Here is a 22,665-nt window from a genome sequence, read left to right on the forward strand (position 1 = left end):
AGGAAACGGCGGGTCCTCAGGGCCGTCGGGCGCCCAGGACGCAGAACTCGTTGCCCTCCGGATCCGCGAGGGTCACCCAGGGCTGCTCGCCCTGCCCGACGTCCGCGTGGCGGGCGCCGAGGGCGAGCAGGCGGTCGACCTCGGCCTCCTGGTCGTCGGGACGGAAGTCGAGGTGGAGACGGTTCTTGACCGTCTTCGCCTCGGGCACGGGCACGAAGAGCAGCCCCGGCAGCCGGTCCGGGGCCGGGCGGATCTCGACCTCGTCGGGCGCCTCGTGCACCACCACCCAGCCCAGCGCGCCGGCCCACCAGCGGCCCAGCGCGACCGGATCGGACGCGTCGACCACCACCTGCTCCCATTCCAGGCTCATGCGGTGAAGCGTAGGGGCGGAGGAGACTGAAACACAGAGGCGGGAGAGGCCGAAGCACAGGAGTGGGGGAGAGGGGAAGCGCGGGGCGGGGGAGAGGCGAGGCGCCGGGGTTGGGGAAGACTGACCCGGACACGACCACGACACCGGGAGGCACCCCGCATGACCCGCCCGATCACCGCAGGCGTCGACGGATCCGAGGAGAGCCTGGCCGCACTGGCGTGGGCGGCCCGGGAGGCGGTGCGCCGCGGACTGCCGCTGCGGGTGGTGCAGGCCTGGCGGTACCAGCCGTACGAGGCGGTCGACGTGGGGGACCGGGACACCCAGGAGCGGTGGGTGCGCCAGGCGCTGGACGGCGCGGTGCGCACCGTGGCCGAGCGCCACCCCGGCCTGGAGGTGTCCACCGACGTCCTGGCGGGCGCGGCCGTCGAGACCCTGGTCACCGCCGCCGGGGACGCCGAGCTGCTGGCGCTCGGCTCGCGCGGCCACGGGCCGGTCGTCGGCTTCCTGGTCGGCTCGGTCGGGCAGCAGGTGATCACCGAGGCGACGCGGCCCGTGGTCCTCGTGCGCGCCGGGGACGACCCCGCCGCCGAGGCCGCCGGCCGGGAGATCGTCGTCGGGCAGCACGGCGACGCGGAGGACAGCGCCGCCGCGCTGCGGTTCGCGTTCGAGACCGCGGCCGCCCGCGGCGCCACCGTGCGCGCCGTACGCGCCTGGACGCTGCCGCCGGTGTTCGCCTACAGCCCCGGCTCGCTGCACCTGCTCGACGAGGCCGGGGGCCTGGAGCCGTACGAGCGGCGGGCGCTGGCCGAGGCGCTGAAGCCGTGGCGCGAGCGGTTCCCCGGCGTGCCCGTGGTCGAGCACGTGGAGATGGGCAGCGCCGGGCAGGTGCTGCTGTCGGTGGCGCCGCGGGCCCAGCTGCTGGTCGTCGGGCGCCGCGCGCACCGCACGGCCGTCGGCGCCCGCATCGGCTCCGTCGCCCACGGCGCGCTGCACCACGCGACGTGCCCGGTGGCCGTCGTCCCGCACGACTGAGTCACGTGCGTCACGCGACCGGCGCGTCCCGTCCGGCACCGGCGCCACCCACGGGGTCCGCCTCCGCGTCGTCCCCGTCGTCCGCGCCGGTGCCGTCAGCGGGGGCCGCCTCCGCGTCGTCCCCGTCATCCCCGTCGTCCGCGTCGTCCGCGCCGGTGTGGTCGGCCGGGTCCGCGTCGGTGTCGTCGCCGGGCGGCCGCAGGGGCGCGCGCATCTTCGGCAGGATGTTCTCGACGTAGTCCGCGACGGCCGTGTCCAGGCCGATGTCGTGCTGCGCCCGCTCCGACAGGTACCAGCGGTGCTCCAGCAGCTGGTGGTACAGCTCGGCCGGGTCCATGTCGCCGCGCAGCTCGCGCGGCACCGCCCGCACGGTGGGCCGGAACACCTCCCGCACCCAGCGGTGCGCCAGCACCTCCGGGCGGGCGGCGTGGGAGTACCCCCGGCTCGAGCCGGGCCGAGAGCTCGGGGGAAGGTCGTCGGGCGCGTAGTCCTCCTGGGTCGCCATCCAGCTCTCCAGGTCGCTCAGCAGCCGCTTGGCCTGGTTCTCCTCGGTGTCCAGGCCGGTCAGCCGCAGCAGCTGCCGCTGGTGGTGGCCGGCGTCGACGACCTTCGGCACGAAGGTGACCGTGTCGCCGTTGGAGGAGTGCTCGATCTGCATCTCCGCCACGTCGAAACCGAGGTCGTTCAGCCGCCGGATGCGGCGCTCGATGTAGTGGTACTTGCCCGCCGGGTAGACGGAGGTGCGGGTCAGCTCGTTCCACAGGCTGCGGTAGCGCTCGCAGATCCCGGTGCCGAACTCGACCGGGTCCACCGACGGGTGCAGCGCCCCGGAGGCCTCCAGGTCCAGCAGCTCGCCGCTGATGTTGACGCGCGCCAGGTCGAGGTCGTACTCGCGCTGCCCGGTGCTCAGCCGCGGGTGCAGCTCGCCGGTCTCGGCGTCCACGAGATAGGCGGCGAACGCGCCCGCGTCGCGCCGGAAGAGGGTGTTGGACAGCGAGCAGTCGCCCCAGGCGAACCCGGCCAGGTGCAGGCGCACCAGCAGCACGGCGAGAGCGTCCATCAGGCGGCGCATGGTCGCCGGGCGCATGGTCGTCTCGAACATCGAGCGGTACGGCATCGAGCCGCCCAGGTGCCGGGTCACCAGCACCGGCTCCAGCGGGGCGCCGGTGCGGTCGGCGCGGCCGGTGACCACGGCGAGGGCGTCGACGGCGGGGATGCCGAGCCGGTCCAGGTCGCGCAGCAGCTCGTACTCGCGCAGTGCCGGGCGCTCCGCCAGCTCCTTGACGGCGATCACCTCCTCGCCCGCGCGGGCGTAGCGCACGACATGCCGGGAGATGCCGCGCGGCAGCGGCACCAGGTGCTCCTTCGGCCACTCCTCCAGGGGCACGTCCCACGGCAGTTCGAGCAGGAGCGCGGGGTGCTCGGGATTGGTGGCACTGATCTGCAGGGCCATGGAGGAGACCCTAGAACAGCCTCGGGAACGCCTTCTCCCGTGCCTGCTGTGCCGCACGTCGCACCGGGCCGCGGTGCAGCGGCCCGTGCCCGGGCAGCAGCAGGTCGGCGGCGAGTTTCTCGAACACCTCCAGGGAGGCCGCCGCGCGCTCGCGCTCCCGGTGGAACATGCCGGGCAGCAGCTGCGGCCCGCGCCGGCGGGAGGTGGGGTGGCCGGTGACCAGCGCGTCACCGGAGACGACCACGCCGGCCCGCGGCAGGTGGAAGGCGACGTGCCCGTCCGTGTGGCCGGGCGTGGGCACCGCGACCGGACGGCCGGGCAGGTCGAGCGGTTCGCGCACCGGGAACGGCCCGGGCGCGGCGACCGGTATGCGCGCGGTGCCGCCGGCGCGTACCGCGTGCAGTGCCCACGGCAGCACACCGGGCCGCCAGGCGTTGCGCAGCACCTGCCCGGGGGTGACCTGGTGCAGGAACTCCCGCCGCGCGTGCGGGACTTCGGCCGGGTGGAGCAGGACGGGCGTGCCGTGGGCCGCCCGCAGGTACTCGGCCGAGCCGAGGTGGTCGTTGTGGGCGTGCGTGACCAGCACGGCCCGCACCGCCTCCGGTGAACCGCCCACCGCCGCCAGGGAGTCCAGCAGCCGCCGCCGGTCACCGGGATAGCCGGTGTCGATCAGCGTCAGCTCGCCGCCCTCCGCGAGGACGACCCAGTTGACGATGCCGCCGTCCACCAGGTGGACACCGTCGGCCACTTCCCGCACGTCCGCCCCCATGATCCTCCCCACCTCCGCCTCCGCATCCGCCTTCGTATCCGCCTTCGGCGGTGCCGCGCTGCCGGGGACAGCAAACCAGACGGGGGCGCGGCGCGGGCGGCCGGGGAGAGGCCCGGCGCCCGCCGTGTCCTTGCGGGAACACATCGCCCTTCCCGCGTCGGGAACAAGTGGCCCTTTCCGCGTCGGGAACACGTCGCCCTCCCCGCTTCCGGCGCGCGCCCCTGTCGGATACACGCGTGCATCCGATACATTCGTGTATCGAATGGAGGGCGGGTGCGGACATGGCGGTCGAGGGCGGGACACGGCGCGTGACGCGGCGCCGGGTGCGCACCCGGGCGCGGCTGCTGGACGCGGCGTTCCGGGTGTTCGCCGCCAAGGGCTTCGGGCGGGTCTCCATCGAGGAGGTCTGCGAGGCCGCCGGCTACAGCCGGGGCGCCTTCTACTCCAACTTCGCCTCCCTGGACGAGCTGTTCTTCGCCCTCTACCGGGAACGGGCCGGGCTGATCGCCGAGCAGGTGGCCGGCGCGCTCGCCGTGGACGGCCCCGACCTGGACGTGCCGGCCTGCGTGGACCGGGTCACCGAGGTGCTGCTGCTCGACGTGGACTGGCTGCTGGTCAAGACGGACTTCCTGGTGCACGCCGCGCGCCGCCCCGACGTCGCCCGCACCCTGCTGGAGCACCGGGAGCGGCTGCGGCGGGCGATCGCCGGCCGGCTCGCCCGGGCCGCCGGGCCCGCGCTGCCCGCCGTGCTCGGCGGCGCCGACGGCGCCGCGCACGCCGTGGTCGCCGCCTACGACGGCGTCACCACCCAATTGCTGCTGGACCGGGACGTGGAGCACGCGCGCGCCTGGCTCGGGCAACTCCTCACCGCGCTGCTCACTGACGGCAGCACCCCCGCACAGTGAAGGGACACGGTCGCATGGACGCGGACGTCATCGTCGTCGGAGCCGGTCTCGCCGGCCTGGTCGCGGCGCACGAACTGACCAGCCGGGGCCGGAAGGTGGCCCTCGTCGACCAGGAGAACGCCGCCAACCTCGGCGGGCAGGCCCACTGGTCGTTCGGCGGGCTGTTCCTCGTCGACTCCCCGCAGCAGCGCCGGCTGGGCGTGCGGGACTCCTTCGACCTGGCCTGGAGCGACTGGCAGGGCAGCGCGCGGTTCGACCGGCTGGACGACGAGGACGCCTGGGCGGTGCGCTGGGCACGCGCCTACGTCGAGTTCGCGGCCGGCGAGAAGCGGTCCTGGCTCGCCGGGCACGGCATCGAGCTGCTGCCCACGGTCGGCTGGGCCGAGCGCGGCGACCTGCGCGCCGACGGGCACGGCAACTCCGTGCCCCGCTTCCACATCGCCTGGGGCACCGGCACCGGCGTCGTCGCACCGTTCGCGCGCTACGCCCACGACGCGGCGCGCGACGGGCTGCTCACCTTCCACCACCGCCACCGCGTCGACGAACTCGTCGTGCAGGACGGCGCCGTGCGCGGGGTGCGCGGCACCCTGCTCGCCCCGGACGACGCGCCGCGCGGCGTGGCCTCCCACCGCGACCGCGTGGGCGAGTTCGAACTCACCGCCCAGGCGGTGATCGTCACCACCGGCGGCATCGGCGCCAACCACGACCTGGTGCGCCGGTACTGGCCCGAGCGGCTCGGCACCCCGCCGCGCGAGATGGTCACCGGCGTGCCCGCCTACGTCGACGGCCGCATGCTGGACATCAGCGCCGCCGCGGGCGTGCGCCTGGTCAACCGCGACCGCATGTGGCACTACACCGAGGGCGTGCGGAACTGGAACCCGATCTGGCCCGGCCACGGCATCCGCATCCTGCCCGGCCCGTCGTCGATGTGGTTCGACGCGCTCGGCCGCCGCCTGCCCGACCCCTGCCTGCCCGGCTACGACACCCTCGGCACCCTGAAGCACTTGCGCACCACCGGGGACATCGCCGGGTACGACCACTCCTGGTTCGTGCTGACCCGGCGGATCGTCGAGAAGGAGTTCGCGCTCTCGGGCTCGGAGCAGAACCCCGACATCACCGCCGGGGACCGGCGCGCCGTCCTGCGCGAGCGCCTCCTCGGCCGGGGCGCGCCCGGCCCGGTGAAGGACTTCGTGCGGCACGGCGCGGACTTCGTCGTCGCCGACACCCTCGAAAAGCTCGTCGAGAAGATGAACGCCCTCACCGACAGGCCGCTGCTGGACGCCGCCGTGCTGCGCCGCCAGATCGAGGCCCGCGACCGGCAGATCACCAACCCCTACGGCAAGGACGCCCAGGTGCAGGGCATCCGCAACGCCCGCCGCTACATCGGCGACCGCCTCGGCCGCGTCGCCGCTCCGCACCGCATCCTCGACCCGGCGGCCGGCCCGCTGATCGGCGTCAAGCTGCACATCCTCACCCGCAAGACCCTCGGCGGCATCCAGACCGACCTCGACTCGCGCGCCCTCGGGCACGACGGCCGGCCCGTCGACGGGCTGTACGCGGCGGGCGAGGTCGCCGGCTTCGGCGGGGGAGGGGTGCACGGCTACAACGCCCTGGAGGGCACCTTCCTCGGCGGCTGCCTGTTCTCCGGGCGCGCCGCCGGGCGGGCCGCGGCCGCGCAGACCGCGTGAGGCGCGGGGGGTGAGGCGCGGGGGCGTGGGGCGCGCGGGGGAGCCTCACGCCTCCAGCAGGCGGGCCAGCACGGCGGCGTGGCTGCGGCCGGGCTCCCTGGCCGCGGTCAGCAGCGTCACGGTGCCCTCCTCGGCCAACCGCCGTACGCCGTCGAGGAGTCCGGCCGCCTCGGGAGCGGCCAGCTCCGCCTCGTAGCGGCGCGCGAACTCCTCGTAGGAGCCCTGGCCCGCGTGGTACCAGCGGCGCAGCTCGGCGGACGGCGTCAGGCCCTTGGGCCACTCGTCGACGTGCGCCGCGTCCTTGGCGACGCCCCGCGGCCACAGCCGGTCGACCAGGACACGGACGCCGTCGTCCGGCTCGGGCAGGTCGTAGATGCGGCGCACGCGCACGCTCACGGGACACGTCCTTCCTCGGCGACGTCGGTGCCGGGAGCGTAACCCCGCACCGGCCGGCGGGCGGTGCGCGCGGCGGCCGGCGCGGCGCGACTTGACCTGTTCGAGGGGGAACCGGAGGCGGCACGCGCCTAGGCTGACCGGTGATCATGCCACCCCCGACCCGAGGAGCACCCGTGAGGCCACCCCGGTCGCAAGCCGCCCGCCGCCGCGCCCTGTTCGGCGCGGCCGTCCCCGTCGCCCTCGCGGCCCTGCTCGCCGCCGCCGCGCCCGGGACGGCCGGCACCCCCGGCACCCCCGGCGCGCCCGGCGCCGGCGACCCCTACTTCCCGCTCGCCGGGAACGGCGGCTACGACGTCCGCCACTACGACCTGACGCTCCGTTACGACACCGCCGTACGGCACCTGGACGGCACGGCGGTGCTCACCGCCCGCGCCACGCAGCCGCTGTCCCGCTTCGACCTCGACCTGAAGGGCCTGAAGGTCACCGGCGTCCGGGTGGACGGCGCCCCGGCCGCCTTCCGGCGCAACGGTCAGGAACTGGTCGTCACCCCGCGCACCGTGCTGCGCCCGGGGCGGGACTTCCGCGTCACCGTCGCCTACGGCGGCACCCCGAAGCCGGTCACCGACCCGGACGGCTCCCCGGACGGGTGGATCCCCACCGACGACGGCGCATTCGTCGCCGGCGAGCCGCAGGGCGCCATGACGTGGTTCCCGGCGAACAACCACCCCACGGACAAGGCGTCGTACGACTTCACGCTCACCGTCCCCGCGGGACGCACCGCCGTCGCCAACGGCGTCCTGCTCGGGCGGCGCACCGCCCACGGGCGCACCACGTTCCACTGGCGGCAGCGCGAACCCATGGCCGCCTACCTCGCCACCGCCACCATCGGCACGTTCCACATCCGGCAGTACACCACCCGCGACGGCATCCGGGTCTACGACGCCGTCGACCCCCGCGAGGCGCGCACCGCCGCCCCCGTACTGAAGAAGCTGCCGTCCGTCCTGGAGTGGGAGAGCCGGCTGTTCGGCCCCTACCCGTTCCGCTCGGCCGGCTCGATCGTCGACCACGCGCCCGACGTCGGCTACGCGCTGGAGACGCAGGGGCGGCCCCTGTACGACTCGGCGCCGGACGTGGGCACCCTCGTCCACGAGAACGCCCACCAGTGGTTCGGCGACTTTGTTTCCCCGACCCGCTGGCAGGACATCTGGCTCAACGAGGGCTTCGCCACCTACGCCGAGTGGCTCTACCGCGAGCAGCACGGCGGCGACAGCGCCCAGAAGACCTTCGACGCGCTCTACGCCCGCCCGGCGAGCGACCCGCTGTGGGCGTTCCCGCCCGGCGACCCCGGCAGCGGCGCCCACCTCTTCGACACCCCTGTCTACGCCCGCGGCGCCATGACCCTGCACGAGCTGCGCCGCGCCGTCGGCGACCGGGTGTTCCCGCGCATCCTGCGCGCCTGGGCCACCGCGCACCGTCACGGGCACGGCACCACCGCGCAGTTCACCGCGCTGGCCGAGCGGGAGTCGGGCAAGGACCTCAACAGGCTGTTCACCACGTGGTTGTACGCTCAGGGCAAGCCCAACAGGGTTTAGCAGTTGCCGACTTCCCCGGCACGTTCCTCCGCACGTTCCCCCCACACGTCACGGCCGAGAACCACGCATGAGCACACGCACCACCCCGCGTCTCGCACTGCCCGCCGCATCCCTGCTCCTGGTCTCAGGACTGCTCACCGGATGCGGCGGCGGTGCCGCGGCGACGGTGGACCACGCCGACGGCGCCCACCGCGCCGGGGCGGAAGCCGGCCTCCGCACCCACGACCGCCCCGAGCGGGCACGGCCGGGCGACCTGCCCGGCCTCGGCCCGAGGACCCGCGCCGCGATCCCGGCCGACGCCCGCCAGGTCGTCCTGGTCACCGGCCGCGGCAAGCACTCCTCCGACTCCACCGTCGTCGTCCACCGGCGCACCGACGGCGGCTGGCGGGCCGGCCCGAGCCGGCCCGCGCACAACGCGCTCAAGGGCTGGACCGACCACCACACGGCCGGCGACCTGCACTCGCCCGTCGGCGTCTACACCCTCACCGACGCCGGCGGGCTGCTGCCCGACCCCGGCAGCCGCCTGCCCTACCACCGCTCGGCGGGCTTCACCGCCCTCGGCACCGGCTTCGAGGGCGAGCCGCTGGCCGGCGCCTTCGACTACGTGGTCGCCATCAACTACAACCGCAGGCCCGGCACCTCGCCCCTGGACGGCTACCGCCCGCTCGGGGCCGGCCGCGGCGGGGGCATCTGGTTCCACGTCGACCACGGCGGACCCACCCACGGCTGCGTCACCCTGTCCGAGGAGCACATGAGGGACCTGCTCACCACCCTCGACCCGGCCCTGCACCCCGTCGTCGTCATGGGCGACGCCGCGTCCCTGGCCCGCTGACACCCGGCGCCGACCCCCGGCGCTGACCCCCGGCGCTGACCCCCGGCGCCGACACCCGGCGCCGGCACCCGGCGCCGACACCCGGCGCCGGCACCCGGCCGGGGGACGTCCGCGGGCGGATTGATTCCCCCGGCGCACCACGGGTACCCCGACCGCCTGACGGCGCAGAGGGAGGTCACGCCATGAGCGCAACGGACGACCTGCCGGTCGTACACACACTCGACGACCTTGCGGGCCTGGTGGAGCGGCGGCAGGGCCTGTACGTGCGCTGGTCGCGCGGCCCGGCCACCGACCTCGGGGACGTCTCCAGCACCGACGAGCTCACCGGCGTCCCCCTGCCCGGCCTGTCCGCCAACCCCCTCGACGTGGAGACGTGGTGGCAGGACCGGTCCGTGAAGCTGTGGGTCGCGCGGCGCCTGTACGACTACTCGCACCTGCCGCACGAGAAGGGCCCCGACGTGCGGCCCTGGGTCCTGGCGGGCCGGGAGACCGGCCGCGGCCCGGACAACGAGCCGCTGGTCGCCGACTGCGAGCCGCTGTGCTGGATCGACACCGAGGTGATCGAGGCGGCGCAGCGGGAGGTGGCCCGCCAGGAGCACGCCTGGGGGCCGCTGCGCCGCGGCGGGCGCTGACGCGCCCCGCGGCCCGGCGGCCCCCGGGTGCTCCGCGGCGGTGGTGCGGCTCTAGGCGGAGCGCCGCCGCGCCCCGGCCCGCCGTCGCTGCAGCGCCCGCCGCTCCGTCTCGTTCGTGCCTCCCCACACACCGACGGCCTGCCCCATGCCGAGCGCGAACTCCAGGCACTGCTCCGTCACCGGGCAGCGGCGGCACACCGCCTTCGCCTGCTCGGCCTGCAACAGCGCCGTCCCGCCGGTCCCGACGGGAAAGAACAGCTCCGGGTCCTCGTCACGGCACGCGGCGCGGTCTCGCCAGTTCATGAATGTCCCCTGCGATCGGAATCGTCGTGTGTGTCCTTCGCGTCTTTTTGCTCCTGATCGGGTGACCGGCCGCGGCACGGTGAAACCGCCCGGCCCGGCCGCCGGGCGCACAGGCGGGGCTGCGATAGTGACACCGGCAGAAAGATGTAACCGACAACCAGGAAGCCCGTGGACACCAGCGAGAGCACCGGTCCCCGCACCGAGGGGCACGGCACCCCGTCCGAGCACGAGACCCCGTCAGACGACGGCACCCCGTCAGACGACGGCACTCCGTCAGGTGACGGCATTCCGTCAGATGACGACACTCCGGCCGGTCCCGGCCCGGGGCACCGGGCCCCGCACCCGCCGCGCCGCGGCTGGCGCCGCTTCGCCATGGACACCCGGCCCCTGCGCCGGCCCGCCTACCGCCGGCTGTGGTCCTCCACCGTCGTCACGGCCGTCGGCAGCCAGCTCACCGCCGTCGCCGTGCCCAAGCAGATCTACGACATCACGCACTCCTCGGCGTGGGTCGGCTCGGCGAGCCTGGCCGGCCTCGTCCCGCTCGTCGTGTTCGCGCTGTGGGGCGGCGCGGTCGCCGACGCCATGGACCGCCGCCGGCTGCTGCTGATCACCAACAGCGGGATCGCCGTCACCTCGCTGCTGTTCTGGCTGCAGGCCGTCACCGGGCTGAGGTCCGTGGCCGCGCTGATGGTGCTGCTGGCGCTGCAGCAGGCCTTCTGGGGGCTGAACGCGCCCGCCCGCAACGCCTCCATCGCCCGCCTGGTCCCCGCCGGCGAACTCGCCGCGGCCAACGCCCTGGGCTCCACGGTCATGCAGACCGGGCAGGTCGTCGGCCCGCTGCTCGCCGGTGCCCTGATCCCGCTCGTCGGCCTGCCGGAGCTGTATTTGATCGACGCCCTGGCGCTGTGCGTCACCCTGTGGGCGGTCCTGCGGCTGCCGGCGCTGCCGCCGCTCGCGGGCACCGCCGTGCGGCGCGCGGGCGTGCGGCAGATCGTGGAGGGCTTCCGCTACCTCTCCGGGCACAAGGTGCTGCTGCTGTCGTTCCTCGCCGACATCGTCGCCATGGTGCTCGGCATGCCCCGCGCCCTCTTCCCGCAACTCGCCGCGCAGACGTACGCCTCCTACGGCGAGGGCCTGGCGCTGGGCCTGCTGTTCGCGGCGATACCCGTCGGCGCGGTGGCCGGCGGCCTGTTCTCCGGCACCTTCTCCCGGGCCCGGCGGCACGGCCTGATGGTGATCGGCGCGGTCGTGGCCTGGGGCGCGGCCGTCGCCGGGTCCGGCCTGAGCGGCAACCTGTGGATCGCCGCCGCCTTCCTCGCCGCCGCGGGCGTCGCCGACATGGTCTCCATGGTGTTCCGCGGCGCCATCCTGCTCTCCGCCGCCACCGACGAGATGCGCGGCCGCATGCAGGGCGTCTTCACCGTCGTCGTGGCGGGCGGCCCGCGCCTGGCCGACGTGCTGCACGGCACGGCCGGCTCCGCCTTCGGGCCGCGCGCCGCCGTCACCGGCGGCGGCCTGCTCGTCGTCGCCGTGATGCTCGCCCTGGCCGCTGCGGTGCCGGCGCTGCGGCGCTACCGCGTCTGAACCGCCGCCTCCACGGAACGCCGCCGGGCCCGGGGAGAGGTGCCCGGTTCGGGAAAGCCGCCGAGCCCCGGGAGAGCCGCCGCGCCCGGGACGCCGTCCGGGTCACAGGACGCCGCGCCGGCGCGGCAGGCCGTACTGCTCCAGCAGCTTGTTGCGGGTGGCCTCCAGGCGGTGGGCGAGGATCTCGGCGACCGTGCGCACCAGCGTCAGCCCGAGCGCCGGATCCTCCTCGCACAGCCGCAGCACGGCCTTCGCGTCGAACTCGTAGGCGCGCACGGGGCTGAAGGCGACCGCGCCGAAGTCCCACTCGTACGGCGGGAACAGCCAGGACCAGCCGAGCAGGTCACCCGAGCCGAGGCCCGCCACCGTCACCCGCCGCAGGGAGTCGACCCGCTGGTCGAGGGAGACGGCACCGGAGCGGATCACCCAGAAGCGGTCGGCCCGGCCGCCGGCCTCGAAGATCCGCGTGTCCTCCGGGAAGGTAACCTCCCGGGCGAGTTCCATGAGGCGCCGGCGCTGCGGCTGGGGGAGGGCGGTCAGCAGTCGGGTGGCTCTGGTCATGGCGCTGGGGCTCCTCGCCGGCGGTGCGTTCGGGCGTTTCCTCAAGCTCCCTATGCCCGTTTCGACCGGTGTACTCCCGGTCGGCACCCGGCCGGACGGCACCGCCCCGCGACCCGCCGCCCGCCGCACCGGCGGGCCGCGCCCGACGCCGCGCGACCGTGCCGCCGGTCGGGTCGTCGGCCCGGCTGACGGCCGGGTCGGAGGGCAGGGCGCCGCGGTTCTGCGGGCAGAGAAAAGCCCTGGCCGGACGGGGGAAACCAGCCAGGGCGGTAAACGGTGACGTACGGAGGACGGTGCCGGTCGACTCCGTCGCCACGTGTGTATGAACGATAAACCATCCAGGAGCGTCATGCGAAGCCGGAACCGGGCCACGTGACCGGTTTCACGTTCCGGCCGCCGGTGTCCGCCTCCCCGGCCGGCTTTCCGGACCCCTCACCCGGCCTCCCCCGCTCGGCCGCCCGGCCGCCCGTCGTCCGGCACCCGCCGCTCGGCCTCCCCGCTCGCCATCCGTCACTCGGCCACCCGTCACTCGGCCACCACCCGGACCGTCTTCAGCTCCGGATCCCCGGGATCCGGCAGGTGCATGCCGGCGGCCGGCCCGCTGCGCAGGTAGCGCAGCACCGGCTCGGTGAGGCGCTCGCCGGGCAGCACGGCCGGGATGCCCGGCGGATACGGCGTGATCATCTCCGCCGCGACCCGGCCCGCCGCCTCGGCCACCGGCACGTCCTCGGCCGGGCCGAAGTACGCGTCCCGCGGCAGTACGGCCTGCTCCAGGCGCAGTTCGCGCGGCGCGGGCACCTCGATGCGCGGGCCGCGCGGCAGCTCCGGCGCGGCCCGCGCCAGGTCCTTCAGCGCGGCCGTCAGCTCCCCGGCCGTCTCCCGGTCGTCGCCGTGGGTGAGCTGGGTGCTGATCCGGCGGTGGTCGGCCAGGTGCGCGTCCACGTTCCGGTGGGCGCGCAGCCAGTCCGCGGCCTGGTAACCGGTGATGCCGAGCCCGCCGACGTCCACCACGACGGGCAGCGGGTCGAGGTCGTGGGCGAGGCCGGGGCCGCAGAAGTCGGCGCGGCCGTGCACGTGCAGCCCGTCGATGTCCTCGACCGCCCGCCGCACCTCCCGCGCGAGCTCCAGCGCGGTGCCCATCAGCTCCCGGCCCCGCAGCACCATCTGGCGCCGCCAGCCGTCCATCCCGGCGAAGATCAGCACCGACGGGCTGGTGGTGCCCAGCAGGTCGGAGCGGTTCTTCAGCAGCAGCGGCGGGACCAGGTCGCCCCGCAGGTGGAAGACCGAGCCCTGCTCCAGGCCGCTGCCCATCTTGTGGATGCTCGTCACGCAGATGTCGGCGCCCGCGTCCATCGCCCAGGAGGGCAGGTCCGGGTGGAAGGGCAGGTGCGCGCCCCACGCCTCGTCCACGATCAGCGGCAGCGAGCGCCGGTGGCAGACCTCCGCGACCGCCCGCAGGTCGGCGCAGGTCCCGTACGGCGTCGGACTGGTGATCAGCGCGCCCTTGGCGTCCGGATGGGCCCGGAAGGCCTCCTCGAAGTCCTGCGCCGACGGCGGGTGCGCCAGGTGCCGCTCCGCGTCCCACCGCGGCTCCACCCACACCGGTTCGATGCCGGCCAGCACCAGGCCCGACACCACCGACTTGTGCGCGTCCCGCCCGATCAGCAGCTTCTCGTGCGGGCCCGCGACTGCGAGCATCGCCGCCTTGACGGACAGGGAGCTGCCGCACGTGGTGAAGAACGTGTGCTCGGCGTGCACCGCGTCCGCCATCAGCTCCTCGGCGCGCTCCAGCACCCGCCCCCGGGTCAGCCGGTCGTCGAGCCCGCCCGAGGCCAGTACGTCCCCGAGGAACACCGCGTCCCCCAGCACCTCCCGCACCGCCGGATCGGCTCCGCGGGCCTGTTTGTGCCCCGGCGGCGTGAACGACAGCCGTCCTCGCTCCCGGTACTCGGCGAGGGCTTCCAGAATCGGTGCGCTCGTGTGGTCGACAGCCATGGCGCGACAGGTTCCCGCCGGCGGCGCCGCCCAATCGGAGCGCGGCGCCCGTCAGGGGGCGGAACGGTGCGCCGGCGCGCCCGGTGCCGCACGCCCCGCGGGCCCGGCGGCCCGCCTACCGGTGCTCCGACCCGGGATGCCGGCCCGGGGTGAGGATCTCGTCCAGCACCCGCAGCACGGTCTCGTACGCCACCACCCGTACGGCCGCGTCGCGTGCGCCGTTCGGATCGTTTGGGGAGAGCGCGTCACGGCGCGTGCGCCACACGCGCTCCTCCTGCACCGCACAGGCCCGGGCACGCTGCATACGCCGCAACAGTTCGTCAGAGTCCACGACATCGGTCATGGAATGCGCGTACCCCGGGCGGCCGCGGTCACGTCCCCGACTCGCGGTCGCGCCGGTCCGGGGGCCGGTCGCGCCGATCCGTGGGGCCGGGCGTGCCGGCTCATGGGGCTGGTCGCGCCGGCTCACGGGGCCGGGCGTGCCGGCCCGCGTCGCGCGCCGGGTGTTTGGCGGGGCCCGCAGAGGTGAGCCGGAAAGGGAGACCCGCCCTGCGCCACCGCGGGGAACCACCGGCCGCGCGGCGCGTCGGAGCGTCGTGCCGCCGGCACCCTGCCGGGTCCGGCTCGCTCCCTCTCACCCCCCAGGAGCACAGGGATGCACAAGAAGCACAGGACCGAACCCACCCTCGAGCCCCTCGGCACGGACGGGCCGGGTACGCGCAGGCCGTGCCGGCCGGCCGAGGCGCGCTGGGCCGTCGTCCGCGCCGTCACCGAACGCTGCCGGGCCACCGCGACCCCGTACGATGCCGAGGCCCTGGCCGATGCCCAGCTCGTGGCCTCCGAGCTCACCACCAACGCGCTGCTGCACGGCGGCGGCGTCACCGACTTCCGTGTCGAGGTCGACGCGCACGGCGTGCGGGTGTGCGTCAGCGACCGCAGCGACCGGCTGCCGCACCGCAGGCCGTCGCCGGCCGGCGACAGGCGCCGGCGGCCGGGCGGGCACGGCTGGCCCCTGGTGTGCCGGCTCGCCCGGGAGGTGCGGGTGACGGCGCTGCCGACGGGCGGGAAGCGCATCACCGCCGTCGTCCCCCTGACCGGACCCCTGACCGGACCCCTGACCGGACCCCTGACCGGAATGGCGCCCGCCTGACCGGGGCGCGCCGCTTTCCGGCGTTCCGGGTGCGTCCGGGTGCGTCCGGGTGCCATGCGGGTGCCATCCGGGTGCAAGGGGAACGCGAGGGAATGCGGGAAGCGGAGTTTTATCCCCCGGGGTCAGGGCAGACGGAATCTCGTGCTTCGGACCGGAGGCGCGCCAGTGGGAGCGGTACGGCTGCCCAGGGGTCTCCAGGTCCTCCGGGCAGCCGCCCGACCCGCGGTAAGTCCCTGAAACGACCGTTCAGGAGCGAATCCGCATGCACATCGATATGTCGACAAGCCGTCCCGGTGCCCCCACCACCGCCACCGCGAAGCGGCCGCACGACGACGCCCCCGACACCGCCGCCCTCTTCAGGCGGCTGGCGGAGCTGGAGGACGGCCCGGAACGGGAAGCCGTCCGCGACCAGCTCGTCGAGGCGTGGCTGCCGATGGCCCACCGCATCGCGGGCCGGTTCCGCGACCGCGGCGAGTCGATAGAGGACCTGCGCCAGGTGGCGGCGCTGGGACTGGTGAAGGCGATCGACCGGTTCGACCCGGAGCGGGGCGCCTTCGAGAGCTACGCCGTGCCGACCATCACCGGAGAGGTCAAGCGGCACTTCCGGGACCGCATGTGGGCGCTCAGGGTGCCGCGCCGGGTGCAGGAGCTGCGCAACAAGGTGCGCCTGGCACGCCGCGAGCTGACCCAGAGCCCCGGCTCGCCCGAGCCCACGATCGCCGACATCGCCGCGCACACCGGGTTGACCGAGGAGGAGGTCAACACCGGCATGGAGGCCCTGGACAGCTTCAGCACCCTGTCCCTGGACGCCGAACTGTCGGGCGACGGCGACGGCTACAGCCTCGCCGACACGCTCGGCGTCGCGGAGTCCTCCTACGACACCGTCGTCGACCGCGAGTCGGCGAAGGAGGGGCTGCGCAGGCTTCCCGAGCGCGAACGCGCCATTCTCTACATGCGCTTTTTCGAGGACATGACACAAAGCCGCATCGCCGACCGGCTGGGCATCTCGCAGATGCACGTCTCCCGCCTGATCAGCCGCAGCTGCGCCCGCGTACGGGACGAGGTGCTGGCCGAACGCGCCGGCCGCCGGGGCGGCGGACGCCCCGCGTGCGCCTGATCCCCGGAACCACCGAGGAGTCTCCCGCCATGCTCACCCCGCACCCCGCGCTACTGCGCCGACTCGTCGACGACTACGAGGAGGCCCTCGCGGAGGAGGCCGCCGACCCGGCGTCCGGCGCCGGCACGCGCGCGCAGGACCTCGCGTACACGCTGTGCGTGTCCACCGCCACCCGGGACGTCGAAGCGGCCCTGGAGACCGCCCGCCGCATCCTCGCGGAGAGCGCCACCGCCGTGGAGCCGGCGCCGTACGTCCCCGCCCCGGCGGCCGCGGACCCGGCGCGCGCCACGATCCGCCCCCCGGCTCCGGTGTCCGCCCCCGCGGGGCCGGCCCCGGCGGCGTACCCGCGCCGCGCCGTGCCCACGGCCGCCGAGCCGGCGCGTCCGTGAGAGCGGCGGCCGCTCGCGCGTGCGGGGCGGCCCGCAGGTGACGGGAGCCGTCCCCGGCCCCGAACCGTCCGGCCGGCGTGCCCCAAGGCGCGCCGGCCTTCCGCATGCGGTGCCCGGTGCGCTCCCCGCGTCCGCGCGGGTCTGCCTCCAGGCCGACGCGCCGGGACAGGTTCTCGAAGTGCGCTCCCCGCGTCCGCGCAGGTCCGTGCGACCGGAGACGCGCGGGCGGCACCGTGTGCAGCCGCCCTGCGGCGCGGCGCCGGGCGCCGGCCGCCCCGGCCGTACCGCGCGGCCGGGGCGGCGCGTTCGTGCCGCCGTGACGCGCTCCCCGCGCCCGCGTCCCGGGCGGTGTGGCCGCGCCTCGGCGGGGCATCCGGAGTGCCGGGAGGTCGAGGACGAGATGGACACGAGTGTGACGGCCCGGACGGGAGGGCTGCGGGCCCGGCGCGCGGCGCGGGGCTCGGTGACGGAGGGCGCCGCCCGTGCCGGGCTCACCGCCCGCGGGGTGATCTACCTGCTGGTCGGTGTGCTGGCGCTGCGGATCGCCTTCGGCGACGGCTCGCGGCAGGCGGACCGCAGCGGCGCGCTCGCCGAGATCGCCGAGGGGCCGTTCGGCCGGGTCCTGCTGTGGGCGCTGGGCGCCGGGCTGGCCGGCATGGCCGTGTGGCGGCTGTCGGAGGCGGTGTTCGGGTCGATCGGTCCGGACGGGCACAAGCCGCGCAAACGGCTGCTGGCGGTCGTCCGGTGCGTGTTCTACGTCTTCGTCGCCTACTCCGTGCTGGCGTTCGCGGCGGGCTCCGGCGGCGGCAGCCGCTCCAGCGATGAGCAGTCCAAGGACGTCACCGCCCGGGCGCTGCACCTGCCCGCGGGCCAGTGGCTGGTGGGCGTGGCGGGCGCCGGCATCGTCGTGGCGGGCGTGTGGATCGGCGCGCAGGCACTCCGGCGCACCTTCCGCGACAAGCTCAAACTCGGCGAGATGCCCTCGCGTGTCCGGCGGGCCGTGGACGTCGCCGGCGTCGCGGGCGGCGCGGCCCGCGGGCTGGTGTTCGCCGCGGTCGGCGCCTTCGCCGTACGGGCCGCCGTCGCCTACCGGCCCGAGAAGGCCAAGGGCGTCGACGACACCCTGCGGTCCTTCGCCGGCACCCCGGCCGGGCCGTGGCTGCTGGCCCTGGTGGCCGCCGGGCTGGTGCTGTTCGGCGTCTTCTCCTTCGCCCTGGCCCGCTGGCGCCGGGTGTGACGGCGATGTCCGGCGGATGGCAGGTCTGACCACCGGCACGCGGGGAACAAGACCCGGATGAACCCAGACGACTTTCCGCCGGACGCCCGCGCCGTGGACCTCTACCTGGATCTGCTGCGCATCCGGATGAGCGAGGAGGACTACCGCAGACTGCTCACCGTCGTCGGCCCGATCCTGCGCGCGATCGAACAGCAGGGCCTGGGCACGGTCGACTACGCGCTCGACGGCGAGCAGGCGCAGGAGCTGCCCCAGGAGATACGCGACGAGGCCGCCCTGGTCATCGCCACCGCCGTCACCGGCCGGATGGACAACGAACTCGTCGAACTCGACATCGAGGAGACCGGACCGGTCCGCGTGGTGACCGACGCGGCCACCGCGGCCGACCCGGACCGCCTGGAGGAGGTCGCCGCCTACATCCGCGAGCGGCACCGCCAGAACGAGGAACTGCGCGGCATCGCCGAGGCCAGCGACCTGCCGACCGACCTCTGACCTTCTGACCCTCTGACCCGCTGATCCGCTGATCCGTTGACACACTGACTGACACACCGACCTGCCGGCGCACTGGTCCGCCGGTCCGCTGATCCGTCGCCCCACCGGTCCGCCGGCCCGGATTCACCGCCCCGGCGCCGCCACCGGCACGTCGAGCGGGCGCGCCAGGCCCACCACGCCCTCGTCCAGCCGCTGCAGGTGCCGCAGCACCCGGTCGGTGATCCGCCCGTAGCGCGGCACGCCGCCGCTGCCGGTCTCCAGCAGTGACGCGATGCTGGGCCCGGTCTCCACCCGGGCGTCGCCGCGCTCGCCGCCCAGGTGCGCGGTGATCACGTCGATGTTGTGCGCGATGCGCCGGCACGCGCCGCGCAGCCGCGGGTCGGCCGCGATGGACGGATGGGTGGGCAGCAGCTCGGCCGTCGCGGCCAGCGACCGCGCGTGGTAGGCGCAGGTCTCCAGCAGCGCGACGACGTACCGCGCGGTGTCGCGCCGCCCCCGCAGCGGCGTCACCGGATGCGTCAGCGGCTGGGTGGCCGACCGCAGGTCCGCCAGCGCCTGGTCCAGATCGCGCGCCAGGTCCAGCAGGCCGGCCGCCGGATTGCCGCTGAGCTGGTCCACCGCCGCGTCGGTGACCTCCGCCAGCCGCTCGAGGACCGTTGTCAAAAGCTCGTTGGTCCGGTGACCGGTGCGCACCGGCAGCACGAACGCCGCCGCCAGCACACCGCAGGCCGCGCCCAGCGCGGTCTCCTCCACGCGCAGCACCAGCACCGCCGGGGTGTAGGTGTGCAGCAGCGTGTACAGCAGGCCGAGTGCCGCGGTGACGATGAACGACATCAGCGTGTACGACAGGGGAGCGGTGCAGAACACCGCGAACACGCACACCAGCACCAGCGCGAACGCGGTCCACGTGTGGTGCCCCGCCAGCACCGCCAGCCCGAGGCCCGCCACTACGCCCAGTACGGTGCCCACCAGCCGCCGGTAGCCCTTGACCAGGATCTCGCCCGTGGAGGTGGTGTTGAGGAACACGATCCAGCAGGTCAGCACCGCCCAGTACCAGCGCTGCGCGGAGAGGAGCTCGCCGCCCGCGATGGCCGCCGCCGACCCCACCGCCACCTGCACGGCGGCCCTCGTCGTGGGCCGCCGCAATCCGGTGGGCTCCTCCCGGTCCTCCTCGCCGCCGCCGATCGCCGCGTCCTCGGCCTCCAGCTCCTCGCGCGAGCGGGCGGTCGCCGGGGAGTCGCCGGACTCGTCCTGCGGCCCCTCCAGCGCCGTACGCAGACCCATGACCGCCCGCGCGGCCTCGCCGACGCCACGGAAGACGTCCTGCACCGCGCCGGAGGCGGGCGGCAGGTTCTCCTCGTCCCGGTAGCCCAGCAGCCGGTTGCGCACCTGCGCCGGCGCGGTCCCGGCCGCCTGCCCGACGGGCTGCTCCACCAGCCGGCGCAGCGCCTGCAGCTCCCGGCGCAGCGTGTCGGTGGCCTCGTCCCGCACCGGCAGGCGACCGCCCGAGGGCACGGGCGCGCCGGGCAGGTGCAGGGTGAGGGTGTCGGCGCGCTCGGCGCTGCGCGCGGTGAGCAGCAGCAGGCCCAGCCGCTCGGCGGCGATCTCCGCCTCCGCGATCCGGCGCTGCACCAAGTGCGCCGTCGCCTCGTCGGGGGTGCCCTCCGCCAGCCGGCCCTGGATCATCATGGCCGTCTCGTGCAGCCGCGCCGTGCGCTCCCGTACGGCCTTCAGGGCGTCCTCGACCTCGTCCGGGCCCGCGTCGAGCAGCGCCGACTGCGCCGTGAGCAGCCGGGCCAGCCGGGCGCGGAAGGCCTGCCGCAGCCGCCGCAGCACCCCGGCGGGCGTGACCGGCACCAGCGCGAACCGCACCACGGCGCTGCACACGAAGGCGACGGCGAGCACGCCGTACAGCCCCGGCAGCGCGTCCGTGGCGGCGCCGACGAACAGCGAGAGGAAGTAGACCTGGAAGCCGATCATCCCGAGCGCGGTGCCGCGGTCGCCGAACCGGCGGCCGTAGACCGCGCAGAAGATCAGCGCCACGAAGAAGACGTCACCAGCGACGACCCGGGAGTTCAGCAGCGCGCCCAGCGACACCGACGCCAGCGCCACCGGCAGGCCCAGGGCGAGCGTGACCGCCTGCCGCGCGGGCTGCCGCTCACGGATGGCGAAGGTCGCCGCCATCGCCGCCATGGCACCGGCCACCAGGTGCTTCACATCGGCCCGCAGCAGCGCCAGCACGGCCGGCGTCAGCGCGACGGCGCCCGTGGTGCGCAGCCCGGCGGCCAGCCGCAGCAGGCCCGGGTCCCACGCCGCGAGGCGGTCCTGCAGCCGCGCCCGCACCGACCGTCCCGCCGCCCGCACGCCGTGTTCTCTCCCGCCGTTGGTGATCACCGTCTCCCCGGATGGCACGTCCCCGCCGGCCGCCCCGCCCCCGGTCACCGGTCCCGCCGCCGGCACCGGTGGCCGGGGGACGGGGCCGGTGACCGGCGTGTCTCACGCGGGGCGCGGCAGGGTCTGCTCGACGTGTTCCCGCACCTGCTCCGGCGTCAGGTAGGCGTCGGTGAACTCGAAGTCCTTCAGCTTGGCGGGCTTGCGGGCCTGGAAGCCAGTGCGTACGAAGTCGTCACCGGCGACCGCGTTGAGCAGCCAGTTGGTCATCACCCGGGTCTTGGCGACGTTGGTGCGCAGCGCCCCCCAGTGGTAGCCGCGCGCCACCACCTGCGCCGGCAGGCCGTGCAGCTCCACGCCCAGCGGCTTGGAGACGGCGTCCTTGCCGCCCAGGTCGACGACCAGGCCCAGGTCCTTGTGCACGTACGGCTGCATGGGCTGGTTGCGCAGGGCCGCGATGATGTTGTCGGCGGCCCTGCGGCCCTGCCGCATCGCGTGCTGCGCGGTGGGCGGGCAGACCGCCCCGTCGCCCTTGGCGAGGTCCGGTACGGCGGCCGCGTCGCCGAGCGCGAACACCCCGTCGCTGCCCGGCAGGCACATCTCCGGGGTGACCGCGAGCCGGCCCTTGACGGTCTCCGCGCCGAGCGTGGCGATCAGCGGGCTGGCGACCACGCCGGCGGTCCAGATCAGGGTGCGGGTCGGGATCACCCGGCCGTCGGTGAAGGTGACCTCCTCCGGCCCGGCCTTCTCGATCGACACGCCCAGGGAGACCTCGATGCCGCGGCGGCGCAGGACCTCCTGCGCACTGCGGCCGAGCTTCTCGCCCAGCTCCGGCATGAGCCTCGGCGCGATGTCGATCAGGTGCCACTTGATCAGGCCCGGGTCCAGCCGCGGGTAGCGCTTGACGGCGGCGTGCGTCAGCCGCTGCAGGCAGGCCGCGGTCTCGGTGCCGGCGTAGCCGCCGCCCACCACCACGAACTGCAGCCGCGCGGCCCGCTCGGCGGGGTCCTGGCTGGCGTCGGCCAGGTCGAGCTGGGAGATGACGTGGTCGCGGATGTAGGCCGCCTCCGCGAGCGTCTTCATGCCGAACGCGTGCTCCGTCAGGCCCGGGATGTCGAACGTGCGGGTCACGCTGCCCGGGGTCAGCACGATGTAGTCGTACCGCTCGTTGACGATCTTGTCGGTGATCATGCGGATGACGCAGACCTTGGCCTTCAGGTCCACGCCGATGGCGCCGCCCGGGATGATGCGCGTGCGGTACTTCTCGCTGCGGCGCAGCGAGAGCGCGATCGACTGGGGCGTCAGCACACCCGAGGCGACCTGGGGCAGCAGCGGCAGGTAGAGCTGGTAGGCGAACGGCGTCACCAGGGTGATGTCGGCCTCGCCGGGGGAGAGTTTGCGTTCCAGCCGGCGCACGCACTCCACTCCCGCGAAGCCGGCGCCGACCACCAGGATCCTGGGTCGTGTCACGGTGTTCCTTCCCTTCTGCGGCTCCAGGCGGTCTGCCTCGACCTTTCGCGTGCCCGTGGATCGCGACTTCGCACCTCGTCGATCCCGCCGCGTCCCCGCCCGGCCCGCCGTCCGGGCGACGCGGGCGGGCGAACCGCCCGCCTCCACCCTGCCCGCGGGGCGCCTGCGGCGCATCGGAGCGGAACGGTTTATTCCGGTGAGGTGGCGTGTTCCGAGGGGGTGATGTGTTCCGGCGAGACGGCGCGTTCTGGCGAGACGGTGCGATCCGGCAAGGACGGCGTACTCCGGCAAGGCGGTGCGATCCGGTGGG

Annotated in this window: 22 protein-coding genes; 12 read left to right on the forward strand and 10 right to left on the reverse strand. The window is 75.1% G+C overall.

Features of this window, described 5'->3' with window-relative positions; genetic code table 11:
• Positions 1 to 16: 16 nt before the first annotated feature.
• Positions 17 to 370, reverse strand: coding sequence for a VOC family protein (locus IE225_RS19320; RefSeq protein WP_190058811.1), 354 nt, complete (start codon positions 368 to 370; stop codon positions 17 to 19).
• Between the two features lie 159 nt (positions 371 to 529).
• On the opposite strand from IE225_RS19320, the gene IE225_RS19325 reads away from it, so the two are divergent.
• Positions 530 to 1,402: a universal stress protein gene (locus tag IE225_RS19325; RefSeq protein ID WP_190058812.1), complete on the forward strand. Its 873-nt coding sequence runs from the start codon at positions 530 to 532 to the stop codon at positions 1,400 to 1,402.
• A 10-nt stretch (positions 1,403 to 1,412) separates the two neighbouring features.
• Here IE225_RS19325 and IE225_RS19330 read toward each other — a convergent pair whose 3' ends face one another.
• A complete protein-coding gene (locus tag IE225_RS19330; protein ID WP_229879716.1) occupies positions 1,413 to 2,855 on the reverse strand; it encodes a DUF4032 domain-containing protein in 1,443 nt (480 codons plus the stop codon).
• A 10-nt stretch (positions 2,856 to 2,865) separates the two neighbouring features.
• Positions 2,866 to 3,624, reverse strand: a complete 759-nt coding sequence (locus IE225_RS19335) for an MBL fold metallo-hydrolase (RefSeq protein WP_190058813.1) — start codon at positions 3,622 to 3,624, stop codon at positions 2,866 to 2,868.
• Positions 3,625 to 3,905: 281 nt separating this feature from the next.
• On the opposite strand from IE225_RS19335, the gene IE225_RS19340 reads away from it, so the two are divergent.
• Together IE225_RS19340 and IE225_RS19345 are read left to right on the forward strand one after the other, a co-directional pair.
• Positions 3,906 to 4,529 carry a TetR/AcrR family transcriptional regulator gene (locus IE225_RS19340; protein WP_190058814.1) on the forward strand — a complete coding sequence of 208 codons (624 nt, stop codon included), beginning with the start codon at positions 3,906 to 3,908 and terminating at the stop codon, positions 4,527 to 4,529.
• A gap of 14 nt (positions 4,530 to 4,543) precedes the next feature.
• A complete protein-coding gene (locus IE225_RS19345; RefSeq protein WP_190058815.1) occupies positions 4,544 to 6,217 on the forward strand; it encodes an FAD-binding dehydrogenase in 1,674 nt (557 codons plus the stop codon).
• A 45-nt stretch (positions 6,218 to 6,262) separates the two neighbouring features.
• Here IE225_RS19345 and IE225_RS19350 read toward each other — a convergent pair whose 3' ends face one another.
• Entirely contained in the window at positions 6,263 to 6,613 is a 351-nt protein-coding gene (locus IE225_RS19350) for a DUF488 domain-containing protein (protein ID WP_190058816.1), read from the reverse strand.
• Positions 6,614 to 6,786: 173 nt separating this feature from the next.
• Between IE225_RS19350 and IE225_RS19355 the strand changes: the two genes are divergently transcribed.
• From IE225_RS19355 to IE225_RS19365, 3 genes are all read left to right on the forward strand, one after another.
• Entirely contained in the window at positions 6,787 to 8,205 is a 1,419-nt protein-coding gene (locus IE225_RS19355; RefSeq protein WP_229879719.1) for a M1 family metallopeptidase, read from the forward strand.
• A 67-nt stretch (positions 8,206 to 8,272) separates the two neighbouring features.
• Positions 8,273 to 9,037: a L,D-transpeptidase family protein gene (locus IE225_RS19360; protein ID WP_190058818.1), complete on the forward strand. Its 765-nt coding sequence runs from the start codon at positions 8,273 to 8,275 to the stop codon at positions 9,035 to 9,037.
• A gap of 182 nt (positions 9,038 to 9,219) precedes the next feature.
• Positions 9,220 to 9,669, forward strand: a complete 450-nt coding sequence (locus tag IE225_RS19365) for a DUF6098 family protein (RefSeq protein ID WP_190058819.1) — start codon at positions 9,220 to 9,222, stop codon at positions 9,667 to 9,669.
• A gap of 51 nt (positions 9,670 to 9,720) precedes the next feature.
• On the opposite strand, the gene IE225_RS19370 is transcribed toward IE225_RS19365, so the two are convergent.
• On the reverse strand, positions 9,721 to 9,972 hold the full coding sequence (locus IE225_RS19370; RefSeq protein ID WP_190058820.1) for a WhiB family transcriptional regulator: 252 nt from the start codon (positions 9,970 to 9,972) through the stop codon (positions 9,721 to 9,723).
• A 285-nt stretch (positions 9,973 to 10,257) separates the two neighbouring features.
• Here IE225_RS19370 and IE225_RS19375 point away from each other — a divergent pair, with 285 nt between their 5' ends.
• Positions 10,258 to 11,556, forward strand: coding sequence for an MFS transporter (locus IE225_RS19375; RefSeq protein WP_229879743.1), 1,299 nt, complete (start codon positions 10,258 to 10,260; stop codon positions 11,554 to 11,556).
• A gap of 102 nt (positions 11,557 to 11,658) precedes the next feature.
• Here the strand turns inward: IE225_RS19375 and IE225_RS19380 are convergent, their stop codons facing one another.
• The 3 genes from IE225_RS19380 to IE225_RS19390 all read right to left on the reverse strand — a co-directional run bounded on the left by IE225_RS19380 (position 11,659) and on the right by IE225_RS19390 (position 14,455).
• Positions 11,659 to 12,117, reverse strand: a complete 459-nt coding sequence (locus tag IE225_RS19380) for a cyclic nucleotide-binding domain-containing protein (RefSeq protein ID WP_190058821.1) — start codon at positions 12,115 to 12,117, stop codon at positions 11,659 to 11,661.
• A gap of 525 nt (positions 12,118 to 12,642) precedes the next feature.
• On the reverse strand, positions 12,643 to 14,112 hold the full coding sequence (locus IE225_RS19385; protein ID WP_190058822.1) for an aminotransferase class I/II-fold pyridoxal phosphate-dependent enzyme: 1,470 nt from the start codon (positions 14,110 to 14,112) through the stop codon (positions 12,643 to 12,645).
• A gap of 115 nt (positions 14,113 to 14,227) precedes the next feature.
• A complete protein-coding gene (locus IE225_RS19390) occupies positions 14,228 to 14,455 on the reverse strand; it encodes a hypothetical protein (protein ID WP_190058823.1) in 228 nt (75 codons plus the stop codon).
• Between the two features lie 312 nt (positions 14,456 to 14,767).
• On the opposite strand from IE225_RS19390, the gene IE225_RS19395 reads away from it, so the two are divergent.
• The 5 genes from IE225_RS19395 (at position 14,768) to IE225_RS19415 (ending at position 18,494) form a co-directional block, all read left to right on the forward strand.
• Complete coding sequence (locus tag IE225_RS19395; RefSeq protein ID WP_190058824.1) at positions 14,768 to 15,262, forward strand: ATP-binding protein; 495 nt, start codon at positions 14,768 to 14,770, stop codon at positions 15,260 to 15,262.
• A gap of 262 nt (positions 15,263 to 15,524) precedes the next feature.
• Positions 15,525 to 16,379 carry an RNA polymerase sigma factor SigF gene (locus IE225_RS19400; RefSeq protein WP_190058825.1) on the forward strand — a complete coding sequence of 285 codons (855 nt, stop codon included), beginning with the start codon at positions 15,525 to 15,527 and terminating at the stop codon, positions 16,377 to 16,379.
• A 29-nt stretch (positions 16,380 to 16,408) separates the two neighbouring features.
• Entirely contained in the window at positions 16,409 to 16,768 is a 360-nt protein-coding gene (locus tag IE225_RS19405) for a DUF5133 domain-containing protein (RefSeq protein ID WP_190058826.1), read from the forward strand.
• 400 nt (positions 16,769 to 17,168) lie between these two features.
• On the forward strand, positions 17,169 to 18,005 hold the full coding sequence (locus tag IE225_RS19410; protein ID WP_190058827.1) for a DUF1206 domain-containing protein: 837 nt from the start codon (positions 17,169 to 17,171) through the stop codon (positions 18,003 to 18,005).
• 57 nt (positions 18,006 to 18,062) lie between these two features.
• Positions 18,063 to 18,494 (forward strand): hypothetical protein, encoded by a 432-nt coding sequence (locus IE225_RS19415; RefSeq protein ID WP_190058828.1) that lies wholly within the window; start codon positions 18,063 to 18,065, stop codon positions 18,492 to 18,494.
• 123 nt (positions 18,495 to 18,617) lie between these two features.
• Here the strand turns inward: IE225_RS19415 and IE225_RS19420 are convergent, their stop codons facing one another.
• Positions 18,618 to 20,858 carry an FUSC family protein gene (locus tag IE225_RS19420; protein ID WP_190058858.1) on the reverse strand — a complete coding sequence of 747 codons (2,241 nt, stop codon included), beginning with the start codon at positions 20,856 to 20,858 and terminating at the stop codon, positions 18,618 to 18,620.
• 132 nt (positions 20,859 to 20,990) lie between these two features.
• On the reverse strand, positions 20,991 to 22,382 hold the full coding sequence (locus IE225_RS19425; RefSeq protein WP_190058859.1) for an NAD(P)/FAD-dependent oxidoreductase: 1,392 nt from the start codon (positions 22,380 to 22,382) through the stop codon (positions 20,991 to 20,993).
• Positions 22,383 to 22,665 lie beyond the last annotated feature (283 nt).

Source organism: Streptomyces echinoruber (assembly GCF_014651135.1).
GTDB lineage: Bacteria > Actinomycetota > Actinomycetes > Streptomycetales > Streptomycetaceae > Streptomyces > Streptomyces echinoruber.

Coding starts and splice junctions, on each gene's coding strand:
- IE225_RS19410 (WP_190058827.1), top strand. CDS start 17,169: ATGGACACGAGTGTGACGGCCCGGACGGGAGGGCTGCGGGCCCGGCGC.
- IE225_RS19360 (WP_190058818.1), top strand. CDS start 8,273: ATGAGCACACGCACCACCCCGCGTCTCGCACTGCCCGCCGCATCCCTG.
- IE225_RS19320 (WP_190058811.1), bottom strand. CDS start 370: ATGAGCCTGGAATGGGAGCAGGTGGTGGTCGACGCGTCCGATCCGGTC.
- IE225_RS19385 (WP_190058822.1), bottom strand. CDS start 14,112: ATGGCTGTCGACCACACGAGCGCACCGATTCTGGAAGCCCTCGCCGAG.
- IE225_RS19395 (WP_190058824.1), top strand. CDS start 14,768: ATGCACAAGAAGCACAGGACCGAACCCACCCTCGAGCCCCTCGGCACG.
- IE225_RS19335 (WP_190058813.1), bottom strand. CDS start 3,624: ATGGGGGCGGACGTGCGGGAAGTGGCCGACGGTGTCCACCTGGTGGAC.
- IE225_RS19345 (WP_190058815.1), top strand. CDS start 4,544: ATGGACGCGGACGTCATCGTCGTCGGAGCCGGTCTCGCCGGCCTGGTC.
- IE225_RS19365 (WP_190058819.1), top strand. CDS start 9,220: ATGAGCGCAACGGACGACCTGCCGGTCGTACACACACTCGACGACCTT.
- IE225_RS19370 (WP_190058820.1), bottom strand. CDS start 9,972: ATGAACTGGCGAGACCGCGCCGCGTGCCGTGACGAGGACCCGGAGCTG.
- IE225_RS19380 (WP_190058821.1), bottom strand. CDS start 12,117: ATGACCAGAGCCACCCGACTGCTGACCGCCCTCCCCCAGCCGCAGCGC.
- IE225_RS19330 (WP_229879716.1), bottom strand. CDS start 2,855: ATGGCCCTGCAGATCAGTGCCACCAATCCCGAGCACCCCGCGCTCCTG.
- IE225_RS19400 (WP_190058825.1), top strand. CDS start 15,525: ATGCACATCGATATGTCGACAAGCCGTCCCGGTGCCCCCACCACCGCC.
- IE225_RS19405 (WP_190058826.1), top strand. CDS start 16,409: ATGCTCACCCCGCACCCCGCGCTACTGCGCCGACTCGTCGACGACTAC.
- IE225_RS19340 (WP_190058814.1), top strand. CDS start 3,906: ATGGCGGTCGAGGGCGGGACACGGCGCGTGACGCGGCGCCGGGTGCGC.
- IE225_RS19415 (WP_190058828.1), top strand. CDS start 18,063: ATGAACCCAGACGACTTTCCGCCGGACGCCCGCGCCGTGGACCTCTAC.
- IE225_RS19390 (WP_190058823.1), bottom strand. CDS start 14,455: ATGACCGATGTCGTGGACTCTGACGAACTGTTGCGGCGTATGCAGCGT.
- IE225_RS19325 (WP_190058812.1), top strand. CDS start 530: ATGACCCGCCCGATCACCGCAGGCGTCGACGGATCCGAGGAGAGCCTG.